This window comes from Herbaspirillum sp. LeCh32-8, assembly GCF_017814915.1.
In the GTDB taxonomy this organism is placed as follows: domain Bacteria; phylum Pseudomonadota; class Gammaproteobacteria; order Burkholderiales; family Burkholderiaceae_D; genus Herbaspirillum.
Genome location: NZ_JAGIPZ010000001.1, coordinates 314129 through 333546, shown reverse-complemented (window position 1 = coordinate 333546; position 19418 = coordinate 314129). Strand labels below are relative to the sequence as shown.

The 19418-nt window shown below is 65.1% G+C and carries 20 protein-coding genes; 8 read left to right on the top strand and 12 right to left on the bottom strand.

Annotated elements, in window-relative coordinates; translation table 11 throughout:
• Positions 1–47: 47 nt before the first annotated feature.
• The 4 genes from J8I26_RS01560 to pmbA form a co-directional block, all read right to left on the bottom strand.
• Positions 48–1646 carry an MFS transporter gene (locus J8I26_RS01560; RefSeq protein WP_209603405.1) on the bottom strand — a complete coding sequence of 533 codons (1599 nt, stop codon included), beginning with the start codon at positions 1644–1646 and terminating at the stop codon, positions 48–50.
• A 91-nt stretch (positions 1647–1737) separates the two neighbouring features.
• Positions 1738–2481, bottom strand: coding sequence for a carbonic anhydrase family protein (locus J8I26_RS01555; RefSeq protein WP_209603404.1), 744 nt, complete (start codon positions 2479–2481; stop codon positions 1738–1740).
• 34 nt (positions 2482–2515) lie between these two features.
• The gene (locus tag J8I26_RS01550) at positions 2516–3031 is read right to left on the bottom strand and encodes a GNAT family N-acetyltransferase (protein WP_209603403.1); all 516 of its coding nucleotides are present in this window, start codon (positions 3029–3031) and stop codon (positions 2516–2518) included.
• A 72-nt stretch (positions 3032–3103) separates the two neighbouring features.
• Positions 3104–4468, bottom strand: coding sequence for a metalloprotease PmbA (gene pmbA / locus J8I26_RS01545; RefSeq protein WP_209603402.1), 1365 nt, complete (start codon positions 4466–4468; stop codon positions 3104–3106).
• A 74-nt stretch (positions 4469–4542) separates the two neighbouring features.
• Here pmbA and yjgA point away from each other — a divergent pair, with 74 nt between their 5' ends.
• Together yjgA and mog are read left to right on the top strand one after the other, a co-directional pair.
• Positions 4543–5142 carry a ribosome biogenesis factor YjgA gene (yjgA, locus tag J8I26_RS01540; RefSeq protein ID WP_209604739.1) on the top strand — a complete coding sequence of 200 codons (600 nt, stop codon included), beginning with the start codon at positions 4543–4545 and terminating at the stop codon, positions 5140–5142.
• The gene (gene mog / locus J8I26_RS01535; protein ID WP_209603401.1) at positions 5132–5743 is read left to right on the top strand and encodes a molybdopterin adenylyltransferase; all 612 of its coding nucleotides are present in this window, start codon (positions 5132–5134) and stop codon (positions 5741–5743) included. The genes yjgA and mog overlap by 11 nt, the downstream gene beginning before the upstream one ends.
• Positions 5744–5793: 50 nt before the next feature.
• Here mog and J8I26_RS01530 read toward each other — a convergent pair whose 3' ends face one another.
• Positions 5794–6414: a hypothetical protein gene (locus tag J8I26_RS01530; protein WP_245200080.1), complete on the bottom strand. Its 621-nt coding sequence runs from the start codon at positions 6412–6414 to the stop codon at positions 5794–5796.
• Between the two features lie 192 nt (positions 6415–6606).
• On the opposite strand from J8I26_RS01530, the gene J8I26_RS01525 reads away from it, so the two are divergent.
• Positions 6607–7275, top strand: coding sequence for an alpha/beta hydrolase (locus J8I26_RS01525; protein WP_209603397.1), 669 nt, complete (start codon positions 6607–6609; stop codon positions 7273–7275).
• 18 nt (positions 7276–7293) lie between these two features.
• Here J8I26_RS01525 and J8I26_RS01520 read toward each other — a convergent pair whose 3' ends face one another.
• The 5 genes from J8I26_RS01520 to J8I26_RS01500 form a co-directional block, all read right to left on the bottom strand.
• Positions 7294–8613, bottom strand: a complete 1320-nt coding sequence (locus J8I26_RS01520) for a tetratricopeptide repeat protein (protein ID WP_209603395.1) — start codon at positions 8611–8613, stop codon at positions 7294–7296.
• Between the two features lie 9 nt (positions 8614–8622).
• A complete protein-coding gene (locus J8I26_RS01515; protein ID WP_209604737.1) occupies positions 8623–9057 on the bottom strand; it encodes a DoxX family protein in 435 nt (144 codons plus the stop codon).
• A gap of 79 nt (positions 9058–9136) precedes the next feature.
• A complete protein-coding gene (locus J8I26_RS01510; RefSeq protein WP_209603393.1) occupies positions 9137–9895 on the bottom strand; it encodes a DNA-binding domain-containing protein in 759 nt (252 codons plus the stop codon).
• Positions 9892–10743 carry a DUF692 domain-containing protein gene (locus J8I26_RS01505; protein ID WP_209603391.1) on the bottom strand — a complete coding sequence of 284 codons (852 nt, stop codon included), beginning with the start codon at positions 10741–10743 and terminating at the stop codon, positions 9892–9894. Before J8I26_RS01505 ends, J8I26_RS01510 begins: the two co-directional genes overlap by 4 nt.
• Positions 10744–10757: 14 nt before the next feature.
• The gene (locus tag J8I26_RS01500) at positions 10758–11033 is read right to left on the bottom strand and encodes a DUF2282 domain-containing protein (RefSeq protein WP_209603390.1); all 276 of its coding nucleotides are present in this window, start codon (positions 11031–11033) and stop codon (positions 10758–10760) included.
• Positions 11034–11298: 265 nt separating this feature from the next.
• Here J8I26_RS01500 and J8I26_RS01495 point away from each other — a divergent pair, with 265 nt between their 5' ends.
• From J8I26_RS01495 to J8I26_RS01485, 3 genes are all read left to right on the top strand, one after another.
• Entirely contained in the window at positions 11299–11940 is a 642-nt protein-coding gene (locus tag J8I26_RS01495; RefSeq protein ID WP_209603387.1) for a DUF1109 domain-containing protein, read from the top strand.
• An 81-nt stretch (positions 11941–12021) separates the two neighbouring features.
• On the top strand, positions 12022–12594 hold the full coding sequence (locus J8I26_RS01490; RefSeq protein WP_245200014.1) for a sigma-70 family RNA polymerase sigma factor: 573 nt from the start codon (positions 12022–12024) through the stop codon (positions 12592–12594).
• Positions 12591–13232, top strand: coding sequence for a DUF1109 domain-containing protein (locus tag J8I26_RS01485; protein ID WP_209603384.1), 642 nt, complete (start codon positions 12591–12593; stop codon positions 13230–13232). The genes J8I26_RS01490 and J8I26_RS01485 overlap by 4 nt, the downstream gene beginning before the upstream one ends.
• Before the next feature lie 59 nt (positions 13233–13291).
• Here the strand turns inward: J8I26_RS01485 and J8I26_RS01480 are convergent, their stop codons facing one another.
• Positions 13292–14311: an alpha/beta hydrolase gene (locus J8I26_RS01480; protein WP_209603383.1), complete on the bottom strand. Its 1020-nt coding sequence runs from the start codon at positions 14309–14311 to the stop codon at positions 13292–13294.
• Positions 14312–14629: 318 nt separating this feature from the next.
• Positions 14630–15091: a MarR family transcriptional regulator gene (locus J8I26_RS01475; RefSeq protein ID WP_209603382.1), complete on the bottom strand. Its 462-nt coding sequence runs from the start codon at positions 15089–15091 to the stop codon at positions 14630–14632.
• A gap of 315 nt (positions 15092–15406) precedes the next feature.
• On the opposite strand from J8I26_RS01475, the gene J8I26_RS01470 reads away from it, so the two are divergent.
• Together J8I26_RS01470 and J8I26_RS01465 are read left to right on the top strand one after the other, a co-directional pair.
• On the top strand, positions 15407–17509 hold the full coding sequence (locus J8I26_RS01470) for a TonB-dependent siderophore receptor (protein WP_209604736.1): 2103 nt from the start codon (positions 15407–15409) through the stop codon (positions 17507–17509).
• Positions 17510–17887: 378 nt separating this feature from the next.
• The gene (locus J8I26_RS01465) at positions 17888–19387 is read left to right on the top strand and encodes an ABC transporter substrate-binding protein (RefSeq protein WP_209603381.1); all 1500 of its coding nucleotides are present in this window, start codon (positions 17888–17890) and stop codon (positions 19385–19387) included.
• Positions 19388–19418: the final 31 nt, after the last annotated feature.

Genomic DNA, 19418 nt, shown 5'->3' with positions numbered 1-19418 from the left:
GACTGCGATCGCAGCCCGGCCTTTTGTCATGTCGTTCTGCCCGGCTCTTATTCCGACATCACCGGCTCGACCTTGGCGTCACTGTGGAACTTGATCGGCGGCACCCGCCGCACCATCCACAGCCCCGCCAGCGAAGCCACGATCGCGATGGCGATCCCCATGTGGATGGCGCCCACCAGCGCATCGCGCGCCGCGTCCAGCAATGCCGAGCCGTTATGGCCGGCCTGCATCAACTGCCCCAGCAGCACCGACTGGATGTCATGGTTGACCAGCACCTCCGGGTCGCTGAAATCCTTCAGCCATTGCGCGGCGTGGTCGCTTTCCAGCGCCTTTTGCACGCCGCTGCCATACATCTGGCTCACCAGCGTGCCGGTAATGGCCGTGCCCAGCATGCCGCCGATCATGCGCAGCGATTGCAGCAGCGCGGTGGCGATGCCCAGGTGTTCGCGACTGGCCGCCTGCTGGGCAAACACCGTCAGGTTGGGCAGCACCAACCCCAGGCCGAAACCGCCGGCCAGCATGGTCGCCAGCATGAAGCCGCCGCCGGTGCCGCGCTCGCACAACACCACGCCCAGGCAGGATGCCGAGATCAGCACGAAGCCCATCGTCATCATCATGTTGGGATTGGGAATACGGGTGATGATGCGGCCATTGACGATGCTGGCCACGGTGATACAGGCCACCAGCGGCGTGATCAGCAGGCCTGCTTCGCGCGGCGTCATGCCGAAGCCGCCCTGGAACAGCAGCGGCGCGTACATCAGCAGCGAGAACATCGCGAAGCCCGCCAGGATCGACAGCGCGAACAGGCTCGACAGCGCGCGGTCGCGCATCATCTCGAAGGGCAGGATGGGCTGCTCGGCCTTCTGCTCCCACTTCCACAATGCATAGAACGCCGCCACGGCCAGCGCCAGCAAACCCGCCATGCCGAGGCTCAGGCCGCGCTTGGGCAGCAGCTCGACCAACAGCTGCAGACTGCCCAGCGACAGCGAAATGAGCAGCGCGCCCGGCCAGTCCAGCTTCATCTTTCCCTGGTGCTTGATATGGCGGATGTGCGGCACGAAACGCCAGGTAAAGAACAGGGAGATCACGCCGATCGGCAGGTTGCAGAAAAACACCCAGCGCCAGCCCAGCCCCTGCGTGAGGAAGCCACCCAGCGACGGGCCGACGGCGGTGGCGATGCCGAACGAGGCTGACAGGATGATCTGCCAGCGCAGACGCACGCGCGGATCGGGGAACAGGTCGGCGATGGAGGCGAAACAGGTGCCCACCAGCATGCCGCCGCCGATGCCCTGCAAGCCGCGCGCGATCACCAGGAACAGCATGCTGTCAGCCATCCCGCACAGCGCCGAGGCGCCGACGAAGACCACGATGGAAGCGATCACGAACGGCTTGCGCCCGAAGTAGTCACCCAGCCGTCCGAAAATGGGCACCGTGATGACCGAGGTCAGCAGATAAGAGGTCGCCACCCAGGCGTAGAGCTCGAAGCCTTTCAACTCGGCCACGATGGTCGGCAAGGCGGTGCCGACGATGGTCTGGTCCAGCGCCACCAGCATGATGACGAAGCAGATGCCAAGGGTCGCCAAGAGAGATTCGCGGAACGGCAGGACTTGGCCGCTTGAATGAGCGGCTTCGGTATGGAGGGCCATATTGCTTGATAGACAATCGAATGGGCGACGCGCGCCGATGCTGCATTTTAGCAACGGACGAACATCGGCGCTTGGCGCCGCCCCGCCGGCCTCAGTTATCGGCGAAATGCAGCAGCGGACGTCCGTTCAACGCCTGGCGCGCGCGGTTGTTGCCATCGTAGCGCGCCTTGAAGCCCGCGATCTGCGCGGCCGACATGCTCCCCTTCGAGGTCAGCACATACCACTCCACATTCTGCGACAACGGCGGCGTGGTGAGCGACCCGAGGTAGTGATAATAGTCCGCCGTCGACGGCAGCAGCGCAGCCGGATCCAGCCGCAGCGCAACGTCGCTGCGACCGGGTTGGAAGTGAAGCAGCACCAGGGCGGCCGCTGCATTGGGCGCGCCCTCCTCGAACAGCACGGCAATCACCGCCAGCCGACCGTTCCTGGCCTTGTAGACGAAATGGCCTTCCAGCGGATAGCTGCGACCGTCGATGCTGTGCTCACTGGGCGCATGAAAGTGGAACTGCTGCAGCCCGAAACGACGGCCGCGGATATTGGCCGAGTCACCCGGCGCCATGTTGACCTGCACCGCGTGCCCGGTGTCGACCGCAGTGGCGTCGCCCCCGACGTGATGCAGCACGATGCGGTCATCGTCGTCATCATCCCGGTCGGCTTGGGCGAGGGATGAGTCGATGGCGATGGGCGACTGCATGTCGCCGTGGATTTCTTGCCATTGGTCCTGGTGGCGATAGTCGAAGTGAGGAGCGACAGGAGCCGCCGGCGCACCCGACGGCAAGGCCAGGGCAAGCAGCGCCAGGCATGCCGGCATGCAGGCGCGATGGAAGCGAATCATGGCGAGTCCTCTTGGGAATGATGGGAGGACGATTCTAAGATTGGGCCGGGCCAAGATCCTCTAGCTGCAATTCGAATTTCTGCTCATTCACGCGCACGCCCCAGCGCGTTCCCATGCATTCGTCGACCAGCTCGAAACCATGCTGGCGATACAGGCGATGCGCCGCATGCAAGCCTTCGAAGGTCCAGAGATACACGGAGGGATAGCCGCAATCACGGCAGAACTGCACCGCCTCTCTCATCAGGGCATCGCCCACGCCGCGGCCGCGCAGCTTGTCTGAGGCGATGAACCAGCGCAGGCGGGCGCCGTCCCGTTCGGCCTGATGACCGTCGATGGCCAGCGAGCCCTCGATGCGGCCGTGCACGGTGGCGGTCCAGAAACCGTCGCGCAAATCGTCGTAGCGACTCAGGAAGGCGGAAAGTTCGGTGGCGACCCGGGCTTCGAAGTAGACCCCGAAGCTCCAGTTCTCGGTGTAATAGGCGGCGTGCAGCTCGGCCACGCGCCCGATGGCGCCCGGCAGATAGCCGCGCCTGATGTGGATGTCGTCCATGGCTTGCCTCCTCCCCGGCGGGTGGCGGCAAGCCATGCGAAGGACCGGCGCAGGCCGGCCCAGTTGCCGGCCTCAGTCGCCCGCGATGGTCATGCTTTCCAGCAGGATGGAACCGGTTTCCTTGGTGCCGCGCACCAGCGTGTCGTTGCCGATGGCGACGATCTGGCGCAGCATGTCCTTCATGTTGCCGGCGATGGTGATCTCCTCCACCGGATACTGGATCACGCCGTTCTCGACCCAATAACCCGAGGCGCCGCGCGAATAGTCGCCGGTCACGTAGTTCACGCCCTGCCCCATCAGCTCGGTCACCAGCAGGCCGGTGCCCATCTTCTTGAGCATGCCCTTGAAGTTGTCGCCCTTGGCGGTCTTGGTCGAGGTCAGCGTCAGGTTGTGCGAGCCGCCGGAGTTGCCGGTGGTCTGCATGCCCAGCTTGCGCGCCGAATAGGTCGACAGGAAGTACCCCTGCACCACGCCGTCCTTGACCACCTGGCGCTTGACGGTGCGCACGCCTTCTTCATCGAAGGGCGCGGAGCCGACGCCGCCGACCACGTGCGGGTCTTCCAGGATCTGCAGGTGTTCCGGGAACACCTGCTGGCCCAGCGAATCGAGCAGGAAGGTCGACTTGCGGTACAGCGCGCCGCCCGACACCGCCTGCACGAAGGCGCCCAGCAAGCCCGCCGCCAGCGGCGCCTCGAACAGCACCGGACACTTGCGGGTGGACAGCTTGCGCGCGTTCAGGCGCGCCAACGCGCGCTCGGCGGCGTAGCGGCCAATGGCTTCCGGCTTGGCCAGCTTCTTCGGGTCGCGCTTGGAGGAATACCAGTCGTCACGCTGCATGCCGGCGCCCTTGCCGGCGATCGGCGCCACCGAGATGGTGTGGCGCGAGAACGGGTAACCGCCGACGAAGCCGCGCGAGTTGGCGGCGATGAAATGCGAATGCTGCACGTAGACGCTGGAACCTTCGCTGTTGGCAATGCGGGGATCAGTCTCCAGCGCCGCGCTCTCGCAACGTTGGGCGATCGCCACAGCTTCCTCGGCGGAAATGTTCCACGGCGAAAACAGTTTCAGGTCGCGCGGCGCCATCTCGAGCATGTCGGCGTCGGGCAGGCCGGCGCAGTCGTCAATCGAGGTGAAGCGGGCAATGTTGTAGGCAGCCTCGACCGTTTCCTTCAGCGCCTGCGACGAAAAGTCTGAGGTGCTGGCGTTGCCGCGCCGCACCTGGCGGCCCTCTCCGAGGAACACCGTGACGCCGATGCCCTTGTCCTTGTTCTGCTCGATGGTCTCGACCTTGCCTTTGCGCACGGCCACCGACAGGCCGCTGCCTTCGCTGATATCGACTGCCGCGTCCGAGGCGCCCTTCTCCTTCGCGTAGCGCAGCACGTCCTGCGCAAACTGCTTCAACTGATCCTGACCGTAGGTGAATGGGGTATCGCTCATGAGCCTGAATTCTCTGAAATGCGGGTAAAACGGTTATCATAGCAGCCGTTAAGCAATATTTCTTGAAGTTGATTATGCCCAATGCCAACCGCGGCGCAGTCGGATTCCAATCGAGCGAATTCGAACAGGAATACGACCGCCCTTCCAAGTCCCAACTCAAGCGCGAGATGGAAGCCCTGCAAAAGCTCGGCGAAGCCCTCGTCGCAGAACCGCGCGACCGCGTCAAACGCGTGCCCATGCCTGAAGACGTGCGCGACGCCATCCTCGAATGCCAGCAGATCAAGGATCACGAAGGCCGCCGTCGCCAGATGCAATACGTGGGCAAGAAGATGCGCACGCTGGAGCAGGAAGAACTGGACATCATCCAGAAGACCATCGACAGCTGGCGCGGCGCCTCCAAGGCCGAAACCGCCGTCATGCACGCGCTGGAACGCCGCCGCGAAAAGCTGCTGGCCGACGACCAGGCGCTGACCGAACTGCGCGACAAGCATCCCGAGATCGACCTGCAGCACATGCGCACGCTGATCCGCAATGCCCGCAAGGAACAGGCCGAGAACAAGCCGCCCAAGGCCTATCGCGAGATCTTCCAGATCCTCAAGCAGTTGTACGTCCAGTCCAACCTGAAGAAGGACGAAGACGCCGGCGAGGATCACCCGGAAGAAGATGAAGACTGAGCGCGACCACCTGCTGATCGGCCTGGTGTCGATTTCCGACCGGGCCTCCGGCGGCGTGTACGAAGACAAGGGCCTCCCGGCCCTGCAGGAATGGTTCGGCGCCGCGCTGGCCAGCCCCTGGAAGATGGAAACCCGCCTGATTCCCGACGAACGCGCGCAGATTGAAAAGACCCTGATCGAGCTGGTCGACGAGGTCGGCTGCGACCTGGTGCTGACCACCGGCGGCACAGGTCCTTCGCGCCGCGACGTCACGCCTGAAGCCACCCTGGCCATCGCCACCAAGGAGATGCCTGGCTTCGGCGAACAGATGCGCCAGATCAGCCTGCAGTTCGTCCCCACCGCGATCCTGTCGCGCCAGGTCGCGGTGATCCGCGAGACGGCCGACCACGCGGCGCTGGTGCTGAACCTGCCCGGCCAGCCCAAGTCGATCAAGGAAACGCTGGAAGGCCTGAAGGACGAAGACGGCAAGCAGAAGGTGCCCGGCATCTTTGCCGCCGTGCCGTACTGCATCGACCTGATCGGCGGCCCTTACGTCGAGACCCACGACGCAGTGTGCAAGGCTTTCCGCCCGAAGTCGGCCATCCGCCCCGCCGCCAGGTAAATTACGACACGGGCGCCGCTCAACGCGCCCGCCTTTCCCCTTGCGTGCCCTTACTTCGGGCAAGCCCCTTCATCCGGCCCGCCGCACAGACTGGCCGCATTCATCAGGTTCAGGAACTGCTGCAACCGGTCCGGCGTGATGCGATAGGTGTATTCCTTGAGCTCGTTGGGCGTGGACGGACGCCAGCTGAACTGCACCACGAACAGCCGCTCCTTGCCCTGGAACACCCCCATCACAGTACCCTCGCCGAACGGCGCGGTGTTACCGGCGCGATCGCAGAAACCGCCGCTGATCGAGGTCGGGATGTTGTTGGTCACGGTGTCTTTCTGCTTCATCGGCAAAAAACGGCCCGGGCAATTGCGCTGGGCGTTTTGCATCACTTCCGTCAGCGCCACCTGCGCCACGGTGAGGTTGCGCGCGAGGATGTTGTTGAGCAGGGCGCTATCGGGAAAGCTGCGGCGCTGTATGCCCATGTAGCCCTCGCGCCAAGAGTCGTGCGCCTCGTTGGCCGGCAGGAAATCGACCACGTAATCGCCCTCGGGTGAGCCGTCCATGAAGGCCATGCGCCAGCCGGCCGGCGGCGAGATCATCAGGTTCTCGCCGCGCGGTTGAAACACCGCCCCCTCGGCCTCGGCCCGCGCCTGCATGGGCAGCGCGGCAAACGCCGCCATGCAGGCCGCGACTGCGGCGGCGGTAAGTTTGTTCAAGTTCATCGGCATCCTCCAGGTCCTCGCCGCAGATTTTCTGCGGCGTTCATCGTATGATTGGCGTCTTGCGCTATCGGCGAACCCGTATTGTGCTCCCGCAAGACGGCGGGCACAAATCAGCGCCACAAGACCAACATCACAGGATTAGCAAACATCATGGCCGCCCAACTCGAGACCATCCAGATTGAAACCGCTCCCAACCCGACCGCCGCCGTCATCTGGATGCACGGCCTGGGCGCCGACGGTTCGGACTTCGTGCCGATCGTGCGCGAACTTGATTTGTCGGCATGCCCTGCCATCCGCTTCGTCTTCCCGACCGCGCCGACCATGCCGGTCACCATCAATGGCGGCTACGTGATGCGCTCCTGGTACGACATCTTCACGCCCGACCTGGTGCGCCGCGAAGACGAGCCCGGCCTGCGCGCCTCGCAAGAAGCCATCGAAGCGCTGATCGCCAACGAAAAGGCGCGCGGCATCCCGGCCGAGCGCATCGTGCTGGCCGGCTTCTCGCAAGGCTGCGCGATGACGCTGCAGACCGGGCTGCGCCATCCGGAAAAAATGGCCGGCCTGATGTGCCTGTCCGGCTACCTGCCGCTGGCCGCCAAGGCCGCCGACGAACGCCATGCCGCCAATCAGGACACGCCCATCTTCATGGCCCACGGCCGCCTGGACCCGGTGGTGGTGATCGAGCGCGCCGAGAAATCGCGCGAGCTGCTGCAACAGCTGGGTTACCACATCGAATGGCACGAGTACCCGATGCAGCACTCGGTGTGCGGCGAGGAAGTCGCCGACATCGGCCAGTGGCTGAGCAAAGTGCTGGCCTGACACGCCAGGCCGACAGCGTCAGGCCCGGGCCAGCACCGCCAGTCCGGGCACCGGGTCGCGCATCTCCAGCCGGATGCTCTCGCGGCGCAGCGTGTCCACGCTGAAGCCGGACTCACGCAGGCAACGCTCGACGTAAGCGGCGTGATGGCGATAGCGGCCGCTGGGATGCAGCAGGTAGCCGTCCTCTTCGGCATCCTCCGCCGCTTCGGCGGTAAAGACGAACCACCCGCCGTCACGCAACGCATGCCGCACGGCGGCGAACAAGGCCTCCAGCCGGCCGCAGTAAATCACCACGTCGCAGGCCACCACCACATCGTATTGCACTTGCAGCTGCGCCATCCAGCCGGCGGCCTCGGCCTTGTCCAGCTGCGTGTAGAGCCCGCGCGCGGCGGCATGCCGCAGCATGTTTTCCGACAGATCCACGCCGTCCAGCCTGCGCGCCAGCGGCGCCAGCACCGGTGCGCACAGCCCGGTGCCGCAACCGATGTCGAGCACATCGAGCTGCTTGCCCTCGCCGTTCATACCTATCTTTTCCAGCAACCCGGCCACGACCTCCGGGCCGCGATAGCCGAGCTGCTGCACCAGGTTGACGTCGAAATGATCGGCATAATCGTCGAAGCGCTTCTCGACATACCCCACCGGCGCTGCCGCCGTCAGCCTCCCGCCATAGGCCGCGAGCATGTGTTCGGCCACCGGATTGCCGGGCTCTTCCAGCAGCCATTGCCGGCACAACTGCTCGGCCTCGCCGATACGGCCGAGGAAGTAGTAGGAGGTCCCCAACAGTTCCTTCGACTTGCCCTCGTGCGGCGGCAGCACATAGGCCATGCACTGGTAGCGTGACGCACGCATGGGGTCGCCGGCCTGCTCGAACAACGCCGCCAGCTGCACCATGGCCGGGGCCAGGTCGGGCACGGCATCAAGCGCGCGTAAAAAGGCCTCGATCGCCTCGGCGGTGCGCCCGGCTTCGCGCAGGGCGGCGCCGCAGTTATTCCACAACTGCGCGTCATCGGGGCGGATCGCCAGCGCCGCCTGGTAAGCCAGCACGGCCTCGTCGTAGCGCCGCAGCGCGAACATCACGTTGCCGGCGTCGTTGCGCCAGTCGGCATTGTCGGGCTGCCTGCGCTGGGCGGCCTGCAGGCAATCGAGCGCCTCCTGCCGGTTGCCGCTCTGGTGCAGCAGGATGCCCAGATAATGCAGGCCGGGCGCGTGCTCTTCGTCCAGCGCAAGCAGCAGCCGGTATTGCTCCTCTGCGTCGGCCAGGTGGCCCGCGGCATGCAGGCGCCAGGCGTTGTCGAAGGTCTCTTCGATGAATCCGCGTACATCGTCGTTGGGCTTCATGCGCACTCCTCAGCGAATGCCGAAGCGACGATCCAGCGACCAGGCGCCGCCGCCGCGTCCCACCAGCAGCAACAGCAGGCCGGCCCACGACAGATGGGTAGGCCAGGCATCGGGATAAACGAAGATCTCGATCACCGCCGTCATCCCCAGCAAGGCCAGCGCGGCGCCGCGCGTGAACAGGCCCAGCACCAGCAGCAGCGGGAACAGATGTTCGGCATACGTCGCGAGGTGCGCCGCGATGTCCGGCGGCACCAGCGGCAGGCGGTACTCCTCCTGGAACAAGGCATAGGTGCTGTCCTTGATGGTCAGCCACCCGCTGACCTTGGTGCGGCCCGAATAGAAGAAGATGGCCGCGATCGAGAAGCGCGCCACCAGCGCCAGCAAGGAGTCGCCGATCAGGCGCGAGGCCAGGCCGGCGCCGCGCGACCAGAGCGATGCGCGCATGGTGGCGTCGTGGTTGCCGGTTGATGTCAGGGTGTGATGATTCATGTCGTTCTCCTGTTGCGGCAGTCATGCCGCGCGTTCAATGAAAGGATGCGCAGGAAGTAAAGGACCCTGCCTGCAACAGGCGGCCCAATGTGGCGGCGATATCCATCCCGGGTTCGCTCTGCAGCGCCGCCCCGGCCGCCTGCGCCACGCCCATGCCGTCGCGGCAGGCATCAAGGAAACGGCAGGCGCCGACGCTGAGCGGCTGCCACTGCACCTGGCCGTCGGGCCGGGTCAGCAGCGCGCCCTCGCCATGCCAGTCGGGCGTCTGCGCCAGCGCGGCATCCTCGTTGCGGTTGGCGCTCCAGATCGAGTAACAGGGATGTTCCGCTGCCCACTGCCAGCGCGCGGCGGCATGCGGGGCCAGACGCACGTCGCGCCCGGCCGACAAGGCTGCGAACAGGCCGTCGGCATCGATGGCGGGGTCGTCCGCCGCCAGGTGCGACTCGGTCCAGCAGCGGTCCAGCGCCGCCACGCCGGGCAGGTAAGGCAGCTCGCGCGCCTGCTCCAGCCGGGAAAGAAAATCGGGAAACGTGCGCCCGTAAGCGATCAGGCAAGCATCGTCGGGCAAATTGGCGCACGCATAGGCCAGCGCCGCCGCGCCCATCCAGGCCTCGCCGACCAGGCGGCGCACCGCCGGATAGTTGGCCATCAACGCGTCCGCGCAACCCTTGAAAACGGTATTGCGATACACCGCAAACGCCGGTTGCGCCTGCAGCGCGGCGATTTGCGGATCGGCGGCGGCATCACCGTGCAGCAGCGCCTGCAGGAATTGGCCGTAGTAGTCCTTGTTCATGACACCGCCTCCGGCGCTTCGCACGCCGCCAGGATGTCTTGCGCGACGCCGCGTTCAGCCAACAGTTCGTCGAACGCCGGCACATTGCCGTCGCGTTCGATCAGCGTGGGGCGCGGGCCGATGCGCGCCACCAGCGCGCGGTACAAGGCCCACACCGGCTCGGCCACCGCGGCGTCATGCGAATCCACCAGCAGGCCCGGCAAGCTGCCGTCGCTGCTGTGTCCGGCCAGGTGGATCTCCAGAATCGCCTCGCCCGGCAATTGCGCCAGATATGCATCGGCATCGATGCCGATGTTGGCCGCGCTGACATGGACGTTGTTGACGTCCACCAGCAAGCCGCAGCCGGTGCGCCGCGCCAGCTCGCAGAGGAAGTCGGGCTCGCTCCACGCGTGGCCCTCCATGTGCAGGTAGTGCGACGGGTTTTCCAGGGCGATGCGGCGCTTGAGCACGTCCTGCACCTGCGCAATATGGGCAGCGACACGTTGCAGCATCTCGCCGCTGCGCGGCGCCGGCAGCAAGTCGGGGAAGTAACTGCCGCCGGCGCGCGACCAGGCCAGATGCTCGGAAATGAGGAAGGGCTCCACCCTCTGCGCCAACCGGGCCAGGCGCGCAAGATGCGCAGCATCCGGCGCATCGGGCCCGGCCAGAGAAAGCGATACGCCATGCAACGACAGCGCATGGCGGCTGCGCACCGCCTCCAGCCAGGCCAACCTGGGACCGCCGTCCATCAGGTAGTTCTCGGGATGGACCTCAAGCCACAGCCCCGGCGCGACGCACTCCAGCGCGTCGCTGAAGTGCTGCGGCTTCAGGCCCACACCGGCGCCGGGCTGGAAATGCTGCGTGCGCATGTCGACAACCTGCCTCAGAACGGCTTGAGCGAGCCCATGCCGCGCGGGGTCTTGATCGAGGTGCAGGTGCCGGCCGGCACGTTCTTCCAGGCATTGCCCTGATAGTCCATCTTGGCGGTGCCGGCGCAGGTCGTGCCCTCGCCTGCCTTGCAGTCGTTCTGGCCGGCCATCGAGACGCCGTAGCATTTTTCCATCGCGGCGGGCTTGGCGGCCGGCTGGCTTTGCGCCATGGCGACGCCGGAGGCCAGGGTGGCGAGAGTGAAGGCGGCGGTAGCGAGACGTGCATTCATGGTGTGACTCCTTAAAAATTGAGCGAAAAAATGAAAGTTGGATACGATCGGCAGCTGCTCTCCATGGCTGCGCCGTGTTGCCGCAGCGCCGATCTGCAAGTGAATTCGCCGCCGCTTGCAGGTCGGTTACAGGCCATCCCCGCCATCGGCGGAAATATATTTTTCATCCGGGGTGTAACCGGATGCGGCGTGCCGGCGAACAAGAAGAAAAGCCAAAGCACGCATGAATCCGGCATCAGCCGACATGGGAAACGAGGAAAAACGAATGAAAACTCTGGAGCTGGTCGAGATGCTGGCCGCTGGCAGCGACCACCGCGATACCGGCCACGGCGCCCGCATGGCGATGGCCCTGGCGGGCGGATTGGCCGGTTCGGCGCTGCTGCTGGCGGCCGTCTACGGCGTACGCAGCGACATGCCCGAGCTGCTGCAGTCGCCGCTGTTCTGGTTGAAGATCTCATTCCCCCTGGCGGTGCTGCTGGCCGCGCTGGCCGCCGCCGCCCGCCTGGCGCATCCGGGCATGCGCGTGGGGCGCGGCCCTCTGGCCGCCCTGCTGCTGCCGCCGGTCGCGCTGTGGCTGGCCGGCGCGGGCTGGCTGGCATTGGCGCCGTCATCACTGCGCCTGACGCTGCTGCTGGGCAGCACCTGGGAAGCCTGTTCGTTGAACGTGGCGCTGCTGTCGCTGCCGACGCTGGCGGCCATGTTCTGGTTCCTGCGCGGGCTTGCCCCGACCCGCCTGGCGACCGCCGGCGCCGCAGCCGGCCTGGTGGCCGGCGCGCAGGGCGTGCTAGTCTATTCGCTGTATTGCGTGGAGATGGCGCCGCCGTTCTGGGGCGTCTGGTATGTACTGGGCGTAGCCGCGCCGACCGCGCTTGGCGCGCTGGCCGGCCCGCTATTGCTGCGCTGGTGAACCGTGGCGCGCCCCATGACCAGCAGCTCCCTCCCCGCCCCCGATTCCGCCCTGTTCCAGGACCATGCGCCAGGCAGCCCGATGAAACCGCTTTCCGACCAGCAGCCCGGCCATCCCGCCGAAGAGCGCCTGCGCGCCTTGCTGCTGGCCGGGCTGGACGGTGATGCGGCGGCCTACCGCGACTTCCTCTCCGAGCTCAGCGCGCGGCTGCGCGCCTACCTGCGCAAGCGCCTGATGCACATGCAGGACGACGTGGAAGACATCGTCCAGGAAACCCTGCTGGCGGTGCACAACGCGCGCCACACCTATCGCGCCGACCAGCCGCTGACGGCCTGGGTCTACGCCATCGCGCGCTACAAGCTGATGGACTTCCTGCGCGCCCGCTCGCGCCGCGAAGCCCTGAACGATCCGCTGGACGACGAGCATGATCTGTTCGCCGCCAGCGATGAAGAACCGGCCCAGGCGCGGCGCGATGTCGGCGCCCTGCTGGATCAGCTGCCCGACAAGCAGCGCCTGCCGATCATGCACGTCAAGCTCCAAGGTATGTCGGTAGCGGAAACGGCCGAACTGACCGGCCTGTCCGAGTCGGCAGTGAAAGTGGGCATCCATCGCGGCCTGAAGGCCTTGGCGGCCAGGATTCGAGAGAAGCTATGAAAACCGATGATCTGATTTCAATGATGGCCGCTGGCGCGGCTCCCGTGGACCCTCGCCTGCCGGCGCGCCGGATGGCGCAGGCGCTGGCCGGCGGCGCCGTCGCGTCGACGGTGCTGCTGCTGTTGTGCTTCGGCCTGCGCCCCGATCTGCTGGCTATGCTGTCGGTGCCGCTGTTCTGGATCAAGCTGGCCTTCCCCACGGCGCTGGCGGCCGGCGCGCTGCTGGTGCTGCGCCGGCTGCTGCGGCCCGGCCTGCGTGTGGGAATGAACTGGGCCGGCCTCGCCCTGCCGACCGCCGCGATCTGGATCGGCGGCGCGCTGGTGTTCGTGGCCGCTCCGGCCGCCGAGCGCCTGCCCTTGCTGATGGGTTACACCTGGCGCACCTGCCCGTTCAACATCGCGCTGCTGTCGCTGCCCTTGTGCGCCACGGTCACCTGGGCGGTGCGGGCCATGGCGCCGACCCGGCTGCGTCTGACCGGCGCCGTCGCCGGCTTGCTGGCCGGCGCCGTCGCCACCATGGTGTATTGCCTGCATTGCCCAGAGATGGGCGTGCCGTTCTGGGGGCTGTGGTATTTCCTGGGCATGCTGATCCCGGCGCTGGCCGGCCTGCTGCTGGGCCCGCGCCTGCTGCGCTGGTAACCCGCGCAAAAAAGGCCGGCGCCACGGATGCGGCGCCGGCCTTTTTCATTCCTGCAAGATTACTTCAGGCGGAACTTCAGCTCTTCGCCGGCCTGGCGCATTGCGGTCTGCACCGCGGGCACCTTGGCCAGCACGTTCAACAAACCGAAGTCGTGGATCATACCGTTGTAACGCACGCTGGTGACGGCAACGCCGGCAGCCTGCAGCTTGCGACCGTACTCTTCGCCCTCGTCACGCAGCACGTCCTTCTCGGCGGTCTGGATCAGGGTCGGCGGCAGGCCCTTCAGCTGCGCCGGGCTGGCTTGCAGCGGCGAAGCGGTGATTTCCTGACGCTTGGCGGCGTCGGTGGTGTAGCTGTCCCAGAACCACTTCATCATGTTCTTGGTCAGGAAGTAGCCGTTGGCGAACTGGTTGTAAGAGGCCGTCTCGAAGTTGGCGTCGGTCACCGGCCACAGCAACACTTCCGAACGCAGCGCGGGGCCGCCCTTGTCCTTGGCCATCAGCGCGACCACTGCGGCCATGTTGCCGCCCACGCTGTTGCCGGCCACCGCCAGGCGCTTGCCGTCGACCTTGATCTCGCTGCCGTGCTCGGCCACCCACTTGGTGGCGGCGTAGGCCTGGTTGATCGCCACGCCGTAGCCGGCTTCAGGCGACGGGGTGTAGTTCACGAACACCGCCACCGCGCCGGAATTGGCGACCAGGTCGCGCACCAGGCGCTCGTGGGTCGGGAAGTCGCCCAGCACCCAGCCGCCGCCGTGGAAGAACATGAAGGCCGGCAGCGTCTTCTTAACACCCGCCGGACGCACGATGGTCAGCTTGATGTCCTGGCCCTCGACGCTGATGGTCTTCTCCGACACATCGGCCTTGGGCAGCTCCAGCTTCACGCCGGCTTGCGCGCCCACCAGCACGGCGCGCGCATCCTTGGGCGCGAGCTGCTCGAGCGGCTTGCCGCCGCCGGCTTCCAGCGCCTGCAGGAAGGCTTGGGTCGTGGGTTCGACACCGGCGTCGCCGGCGGCGTAGGCGTTGCCGAATACCAGGCCGATGGCGGCCACTGCTGCGAGTTGCTTGAACGATTTCATGATGCTCTTCCTTTGTGGTTGTGGGGGGTGTCGAGGGTCGACGGGAGCGGCTCGCGCCGGCTCGTTCTTCTTGCTGTAACGGGTGCTGCCTGAACTTCAAAACAACAAAACTGCAACAACATAAAAAGCTATTAAATAGCAAACTACTTATTCACCGCTATTGGCTCTGCGGATAATCCGGCCTGCGTCATCACGCTGGCGAAGGCCCTTTGCTTCCAATTTAAATAGCGCACTACATATTTAAAATAGATTCCTATTTAATAGTGCACTATATATTTGACTTTAAAAACGGGCATCGTCCAGTGGATACGCCCGCCCTCACTCGCCGGTATTCTTGTGCAGCCGCGCCCGCAGCGCCATCAATTCTTCCTTCATCGCCGCCAGTTCCGCCGCGCTTGACTCGGTAGCGCGCAGCACTTCCTTGGGCAGCTCCACCGCTTTCTCACGCAGGGCGTCGCCTTCGGCAGTCAGCGAAATCACCACCTGGCGCTCGTCGCTGGCCGCGCGTTCGCGGGTCACCAGGCCTTGCGCTTCCATCCGCTTCAACAGCGGCGTCAGCGTCGCCGAATCCAGCACCAGGCGCTCGCCGATATCGGACACGGTCAACTGATCCTGCTCCCACAGCACCATCAACACCAGGTACTGCGAATAGGTGATGCCCATGTCGCGCAGCAGCTTGCGATACAGCTTGCTCATCGACAGCGAGGTCGAATACAGCGCGAAGCACAACTGGGCATCCAGCAGCGGGGCCGACTTGCGCTTGTCTGTTTTCGAGTTCATGCAGCGCAGTTTATCCATCTCAAAATTAAATAGCAAGCTACTTAAATAAAAAATTTGTCAGTTCTGATTCAGTAGCGTTGTCCAAAAGCGTCAGCTCACATTTTCATGGGCATTGACATCCGCCTGCAGCAAGGCCTCCCGTCTCTTTCCCGACAGCCGATAAGTGATAACCGCAAGCCGATTTTCTTTGTTAAAGAAAACAAGAATCGTTATTATTCGCGTCTTAACAAGAGCTTACAGCCACCAGACTCGCCTTTACCGATTGACTAAAACAACGCGGCCCCAGCCGCGCCTCCCCGCTCGAGACCAACCATGATGAAGACCAAGCAACACCGCGCCCCCACCGTACGCCCCACCCGCTGCGCCGCCGCCATCTCGCTGGCCCTGCTGTCCCTGCATGGCGCCGCCTCGGCGCAGCAGGCCGACGCCGCCGCCCAGGCCGACGGCCTGGAAACCATCCAGGTCAGCGGCGACTGGCTAGGCACCGGCCTGGAGAACAGCGTCAAGACGTATCCGGGCGCGCGCACCGTGGTCAAGAAAGACGCCATCGAGCAGACCGGCGCCACCAGCATCGGCGATCTGTTGCGCCGTGTCCCGGGCGTGCAGTCGACCGACAATTCCGGCACGGCCGGCAGCGCCATCTCGCTCAACATCGGCGTACGCGGCCTGACCGGTCGTTACTCGCCGCGTTCCACCATCCTGCTGGACGGCATCCCGCTGGCCTCGGCGCCCTATGGCCAACCGCAGCTGTCGTTCGCCCCGGTCAACCTGAACAACATCGAATCGGTCGACGTTATCCGCGGCGGCGGCTCGGTGCGCTTCGGACCGCAAAACGTCGGCGGCATCATCAACTTCAAGAGCCGTTCCATCCCCACCACGCCGGGAGTCACGGGCGACGCCACCATGCGCTACAACAGCTATGACCACGGCGGCTCCAACAAGCAATACAGCGCCTTCGTCGGCGGCCAAGCCGAGAACGGCCTGGGCGTCGCGCTGCTGTATTCGGGACAGGAAGGCTCCGGCTGGCGCGACAAGAGCAACGAGCGCTTCAACGATGTGGCGCTCAAGCTGCGCTTTGACCTGGGCGGCGGCGCTGAGATCTACGGCAAGGTCAGCTATTACGACGTGCTGTCGCATACGGCGGGCGGCCTGACCACCGCCCAGTACAACGCCAACCCGTTCCAGAACACCCGCCCGCTGGACTTCTGGAAGGGCGACCGCAAGGGTTTCGATTTCGGCTACCTGAACACCATTTCGGACACCCAGGAGTTCGAGATCCGCACGTACTTCAACCAGAGCTCGCGCGCCAGCACGCTGATCCAGACCGGCAACACCACCCTGCGCATACAGCCGCGCAACTATGAAACCACCGGCATCGAGCCGCGCTATACCCAGCGCTTCACGCTGGGCAGCACCACGCATGACGTCACGGTCGGCTATCGCTATTTGCGCGAGCGCGGCACCGACTACGACTTCAGCCAGACCATCGCTACCGGCGTGATCGTGCCGGCCACCGCCTACAACAACTCCACCGACGCCAACGCCGGCTACATCGACGACAAGATTGCCATCGGCAAATGGCGCATCACCCCCGGCCTGCGCTTCGAGAGCATCCGCTCCACGCGGGCGGCCGTGGGCGGCGCCAGCACGTTCGAGATGAGCAACAACAAGCCGCTGCCCTCGGTCAACGTCGCCTATCTGCTCAACAATGAGCTGACGCTGTTCGCCAACTACAACACCTCGTTCGGCGTGGTGCAGAACACCCAGCTCAGCACCACCAGCGCTGCAAATCCGCTGGCGCCCGAGTTGGCCAAGACCGCCGAAACCGGTGCGCGCTGGAAGAGCGATCGCCTGTCCATGGAAGCCACCCTGTTCAACATCCGCTTCGACAACCAGATCGAGCAGGTGTCCTCGACGCCGCTGCTGTATCGCAACCTGGGCAAGACCCAGCACAACGGCATCGAACTGGCGCTGGACTATACCTTCGACCCGACCGGCGTGCTGCGCGGCTGGAGCGTCTACGCCAACTACGCCTATACGCGCGCATTGCAGGAGTCCGGCCAGTATTCGGGCAAGGACTTGGCCTTCTACTCGCGCACCACCGACACCGTCGGCACGCGCTACCAGACCGGCCCCTGGGGCCTGAACATCTCGACCACGCACCAGAGCCGCCAATTCGCCGATGCCTCCAACGTCATCGCGGAAAACGCCGCCGGCGGCAGCGGCGAGATCCCCGGCTTCCGCCTGTGGAACGCGCAAGTGGACTGGAAGGTGCCGGGCGCCAAGGGCTTCGACGTCTTCGCCGGCGTCAACAACCTGACCGACCGCCGCTATTTCACCCGCACGCAGGATGGCAACGTCGGCAAGCTGGTCGGCGCGCCACGCACAATCTACGTGCAGGGCCGCTACGCGTTCTGATCCGCGCAGCATCCCCTCGCAAGGCAGAGGGCAGCCCATGGCTGCCCTTTTTATTGGCCGCTCGCGACGGTGGCCAGGGCACTTGTGCCTGTCATCCGGCGTCGCCGGCTGCACCACCCCGGCCGCCCGCGCACCAGCAACAAGCTCCCACATCCCCGCCCTGCAGCGCCGCCACGCACCACGCTCCCGCCGTTTGAGACGACATGCCGCCGGCCGCCGCGACGGCGCTTGGCATGGAAAATGCATGTCTACGTTGATGTATACATCGACGTATCCGACCTTGCCGTCGCCGTGTGCACCGACTACATTAGGCCAATGGCCTTATGGTCGCGAAGCCGGTTTTTGATGTGTCCCGTCTTGAACTTCAAAGGAAAAAGAATGAACAAGCGCGTCCCCCGTCTGCTGCTGTGTGCACTTTCCTCCGCCCTGATGGCCGGCGCCGGCTGGTCCGCCATGGCCGCCACGCTCAACATTTCGCTGGATGCCGATCCCGGCAAGCTGGACCCGACCCAGTCGTCGATGCTCAATGAACGCATCGTCTACCAGAGCATCTTCGACAAGCTGGTGGACCTGGACGGCGAAGGCAAGATCGTGCCCATGCTGGCCGAACGCTGGACCGTCTCCGACGACCAGAAGACCTACACGCTGTTCCTGCGCAAAGGAGTCAAGTTCCAGGACGGCACGCCCTTCGACGCCAAGGCGGTCGAATTCAATCTGCTGCGCGGCCAGGAAAAGACCTCCCTGCGCCGCAATGAGCTGAAGTACGTCAGCAAGATCACCGTGGTGGACGAGCACACCATCAAGCTGGAACTGTCCACGCCCTTCGCGCCCTTCCTCTCGATCCTGACCGACCGCGCCGGCATGATGTCCTCGCCCGCGGCCGTCAAGAAATACGGCGACGATTACGTCAATAACCCGGTCGGCACCGGCCCCTTCATCTACAAGGGCCGCCTGAAGGGTGCCACCATCACGCTGGAGAAGAACCCCCACTACTGGCAGGCCGGCCTGCCCAAGGTGGACGGCGTGGTCTACAAGATCATGCCGGACGTGAACGTGGCCTTCAACAACCTGCGCAGCGGCCAGGTCGACATCACCAACCGCTTCCCCTACAAGGAAATCACCAACATCGCCGCCGGCGCCAAGTACACCGTGCTCAACAAGCCCTCGCTGGGCTTCCGCGGCTTCTACATGAACACCGGCAAGCCGCCCTTCGACAAGAAGGAAGTGCGTGAAGCGGTTGACCTGCTGATCGACCGCAACGCCATCGCCAAGGTGGTCTACAACAATGCGGTGGCGCCCGGCCACTCGCCCTTCTCCAAGGCCCAGTTCGCCAACGGCGCGGCCGACGTGCCGCCCAAGGTCGACGTGGCGCGCGCCAAGGAACTGCTGAAGGCGGCCGGCAAGGAAGGCGGCTTCAGCTTCAAGTTGACCCTGCCGACCACGCCCGACGAACTGCAGGCGGGCCAGATGATCCAGGGCATGCTGCGCCCGGCCGGCATCAACGTCACGCTGGAAAAGACCGAGCTGGCGACCCAGATCGAGAACGGCAAGACCGGCAACTTCGAAGGCCTGTACGTGGGCTGGAGCGGCCGTCCCGACCCGGACCAGAACATCTATGACTTCGTCACCACCAACGGCTCGCTGAACTACTCGCACTTCGGCGCCAAGGAAGTCGACGAGATCCTGCAGAAGGCCCGTGTGGAAGGCGACCAGGCCAAGCGCAAAGCCTTCTACGACCAGGCCATGGCGCTGCTGGTCAAGGAAGTGCCTTACATCTATGTGGTGCACGACAACGTGCTGTTCGGCATCTCCAAGGCGGTCTCGGGCTTCCAGTACGTGCCCGACGGCGTGATCCGCACCGCCACGGTCTCGAAGTAAATCTTCATCAGCAACGAGGCGGCGGCCCGCT

What these genes read in the sequence shown, in the direction of transcription:
- J8I26_RS01475 (WP_209603382.1), bottom strand. Translation starts at nt 15,091, where the DNA reads ATGAACTCGAAAACAGACAAGCGCAAGTCGGCCCCGCTGCTGGATGCC.
- J8I26_RS01525 (WP_209603397.1), top strand. Translation starts at nt 6,607, where the DNA reads ATGGCCGCCCAACTCGAGACCATCCAGATTGAAACCGCTCCCAACCCG.
- J8I26_RS01485 (WP_209603384.1), top strand. Translation starts at nt 12,591, where the DNA reads ATGAAAACCGATGATCTGATTTCAATGATGGCCGCTGGCGCGGCTCCC.
- J8I26_RS01530 (WP_245200080.1), bottom strand. Translation starts at nt 6,414, where the DNA reads ATGGCGGCGTTTGCCGCGCTGCCCATGCAGGCGCGGGCCGAGGCCGAG.
- yjgA (WP_209604739.1), top strand. Translation starts at nt 4,543, where the DNA reads ATGCCCAATGCCAACCGCGGCGCAGTCGGATTCCAATCGAGCGAATTC.
- J8I26_RS01500 (WP_209603390.1), bottom strand. Translation starts at nt 11,033, where the DNA reads ATGAATGCACGTCTCGCTACCGCCGCCTTCACTCTCGCCACCCTGGCC.
- mog (WP_209603401.1), top strand. Translation starts at nt 5,132, where the DNA reads ATGAAGACTGAGCGCGACCACCTGCTGATCGGCCTGGTGTCGATTTCC.
- J8I26_RS01550 (WP_209603403.1), bottom strand. Translation starts at nt 3,031, where the DNA reads ATGGACGACATCCACATCAGGCGCGGCTATCTGCCGGGCGCCATCGGG.
- J8I26_RS01465 (WP_209603381.1), top strand. Translation starts at nt 17,888, where the DNA reads ATGAACAAGCGCGTCCCCCGTCTGCTGCTGTGTGCACTTTCCTCCGCC.
- J8I26_RS01555 (WP_209603404.1), bottom strand. Translation starts at nt 2,481, where the DNA reads ATGATTCGCTTCCATCGCGCCTGCATGCCGGCATGCCTGGCGCTGCTT.
- J8I26_RS01515 (WP_209604737.1), bottom strand. Translation starts at nt 9,057, where the DNA reads ATGCGCGCATCGCTCTGGTCGCGCGGCGCCGGCCTGGCCTCGCGCCTG.
- J8I26_RS01480 (WP_209603383.1), bottom strand. Translation starts at nt 14,311, where the DNA reads ATGAAATCGTTCAAGCAACTCGCAGCAGTGGCCGCCATCGGCCTGGTA.
- J8I26_RS01470 (WP_209604736.1), top strand. Translation starts at nt 15,407, where the DNA reads ATGAAGACCAAGCAACACCGCGCCCCCACCGTACGCCCCACCCGCTGC.
- J8I26_RS01520 (WP_209603395.1), bottom strand. Translation starts at nt 8,613, where the DNA reads ATGAAGCCCAACGACGATGTACGCGGATTCATCGAAGAGACCTTCGAC.
- J8I26_RS01505 (WP_209603391.1), bottom strand. Translation starts at nt 10,743, where the DNA reads ATGCGCACGCAGCATTTCCAGCCCGGCGCCGGTGTGGGCCTGAAGCCG.
- pmbA (WP_209603402.1), bottom strand. Translation starts at nt 4,468, where the DNA reads ATGAGCGATACCCCATTCACCTACGGTCAGGATCAGTTGAAGCAGTTT.
- J8I26_RS01560 (WP_209603405.1), bottom strand. Translation starts at nt 1,646, where the DNA reads ATGGCCCTCCATACCGAAGCCGCTCATTCAAGCGGCCAAGTCCTGCCG.
- J8I26_RS01495 (WP_209603387.1), top strand. Translation starts at nt 11,299, where the DNA reads ATGAAAACTCTGGAGCTGGTCGAGATGCTGGCCGCTGGCAGCGACCAC.
- J8I26_RS01510 (WP_209603393.1), bottom strand. Translation starts at nt 9,895, where the DNA reads ATGAACAAGGACTACTACGGCCAATTCCTGCAGGCGCTGCTGCACGGT.
- J8I26_RS01490 (WP_245200014.1), top strand. Translation starts at nt 12,022, where the DNA reads ATGAAACCGCTTTCCGACCAGCAGCCCGGCCATCCCGCCGAAGAGCGC.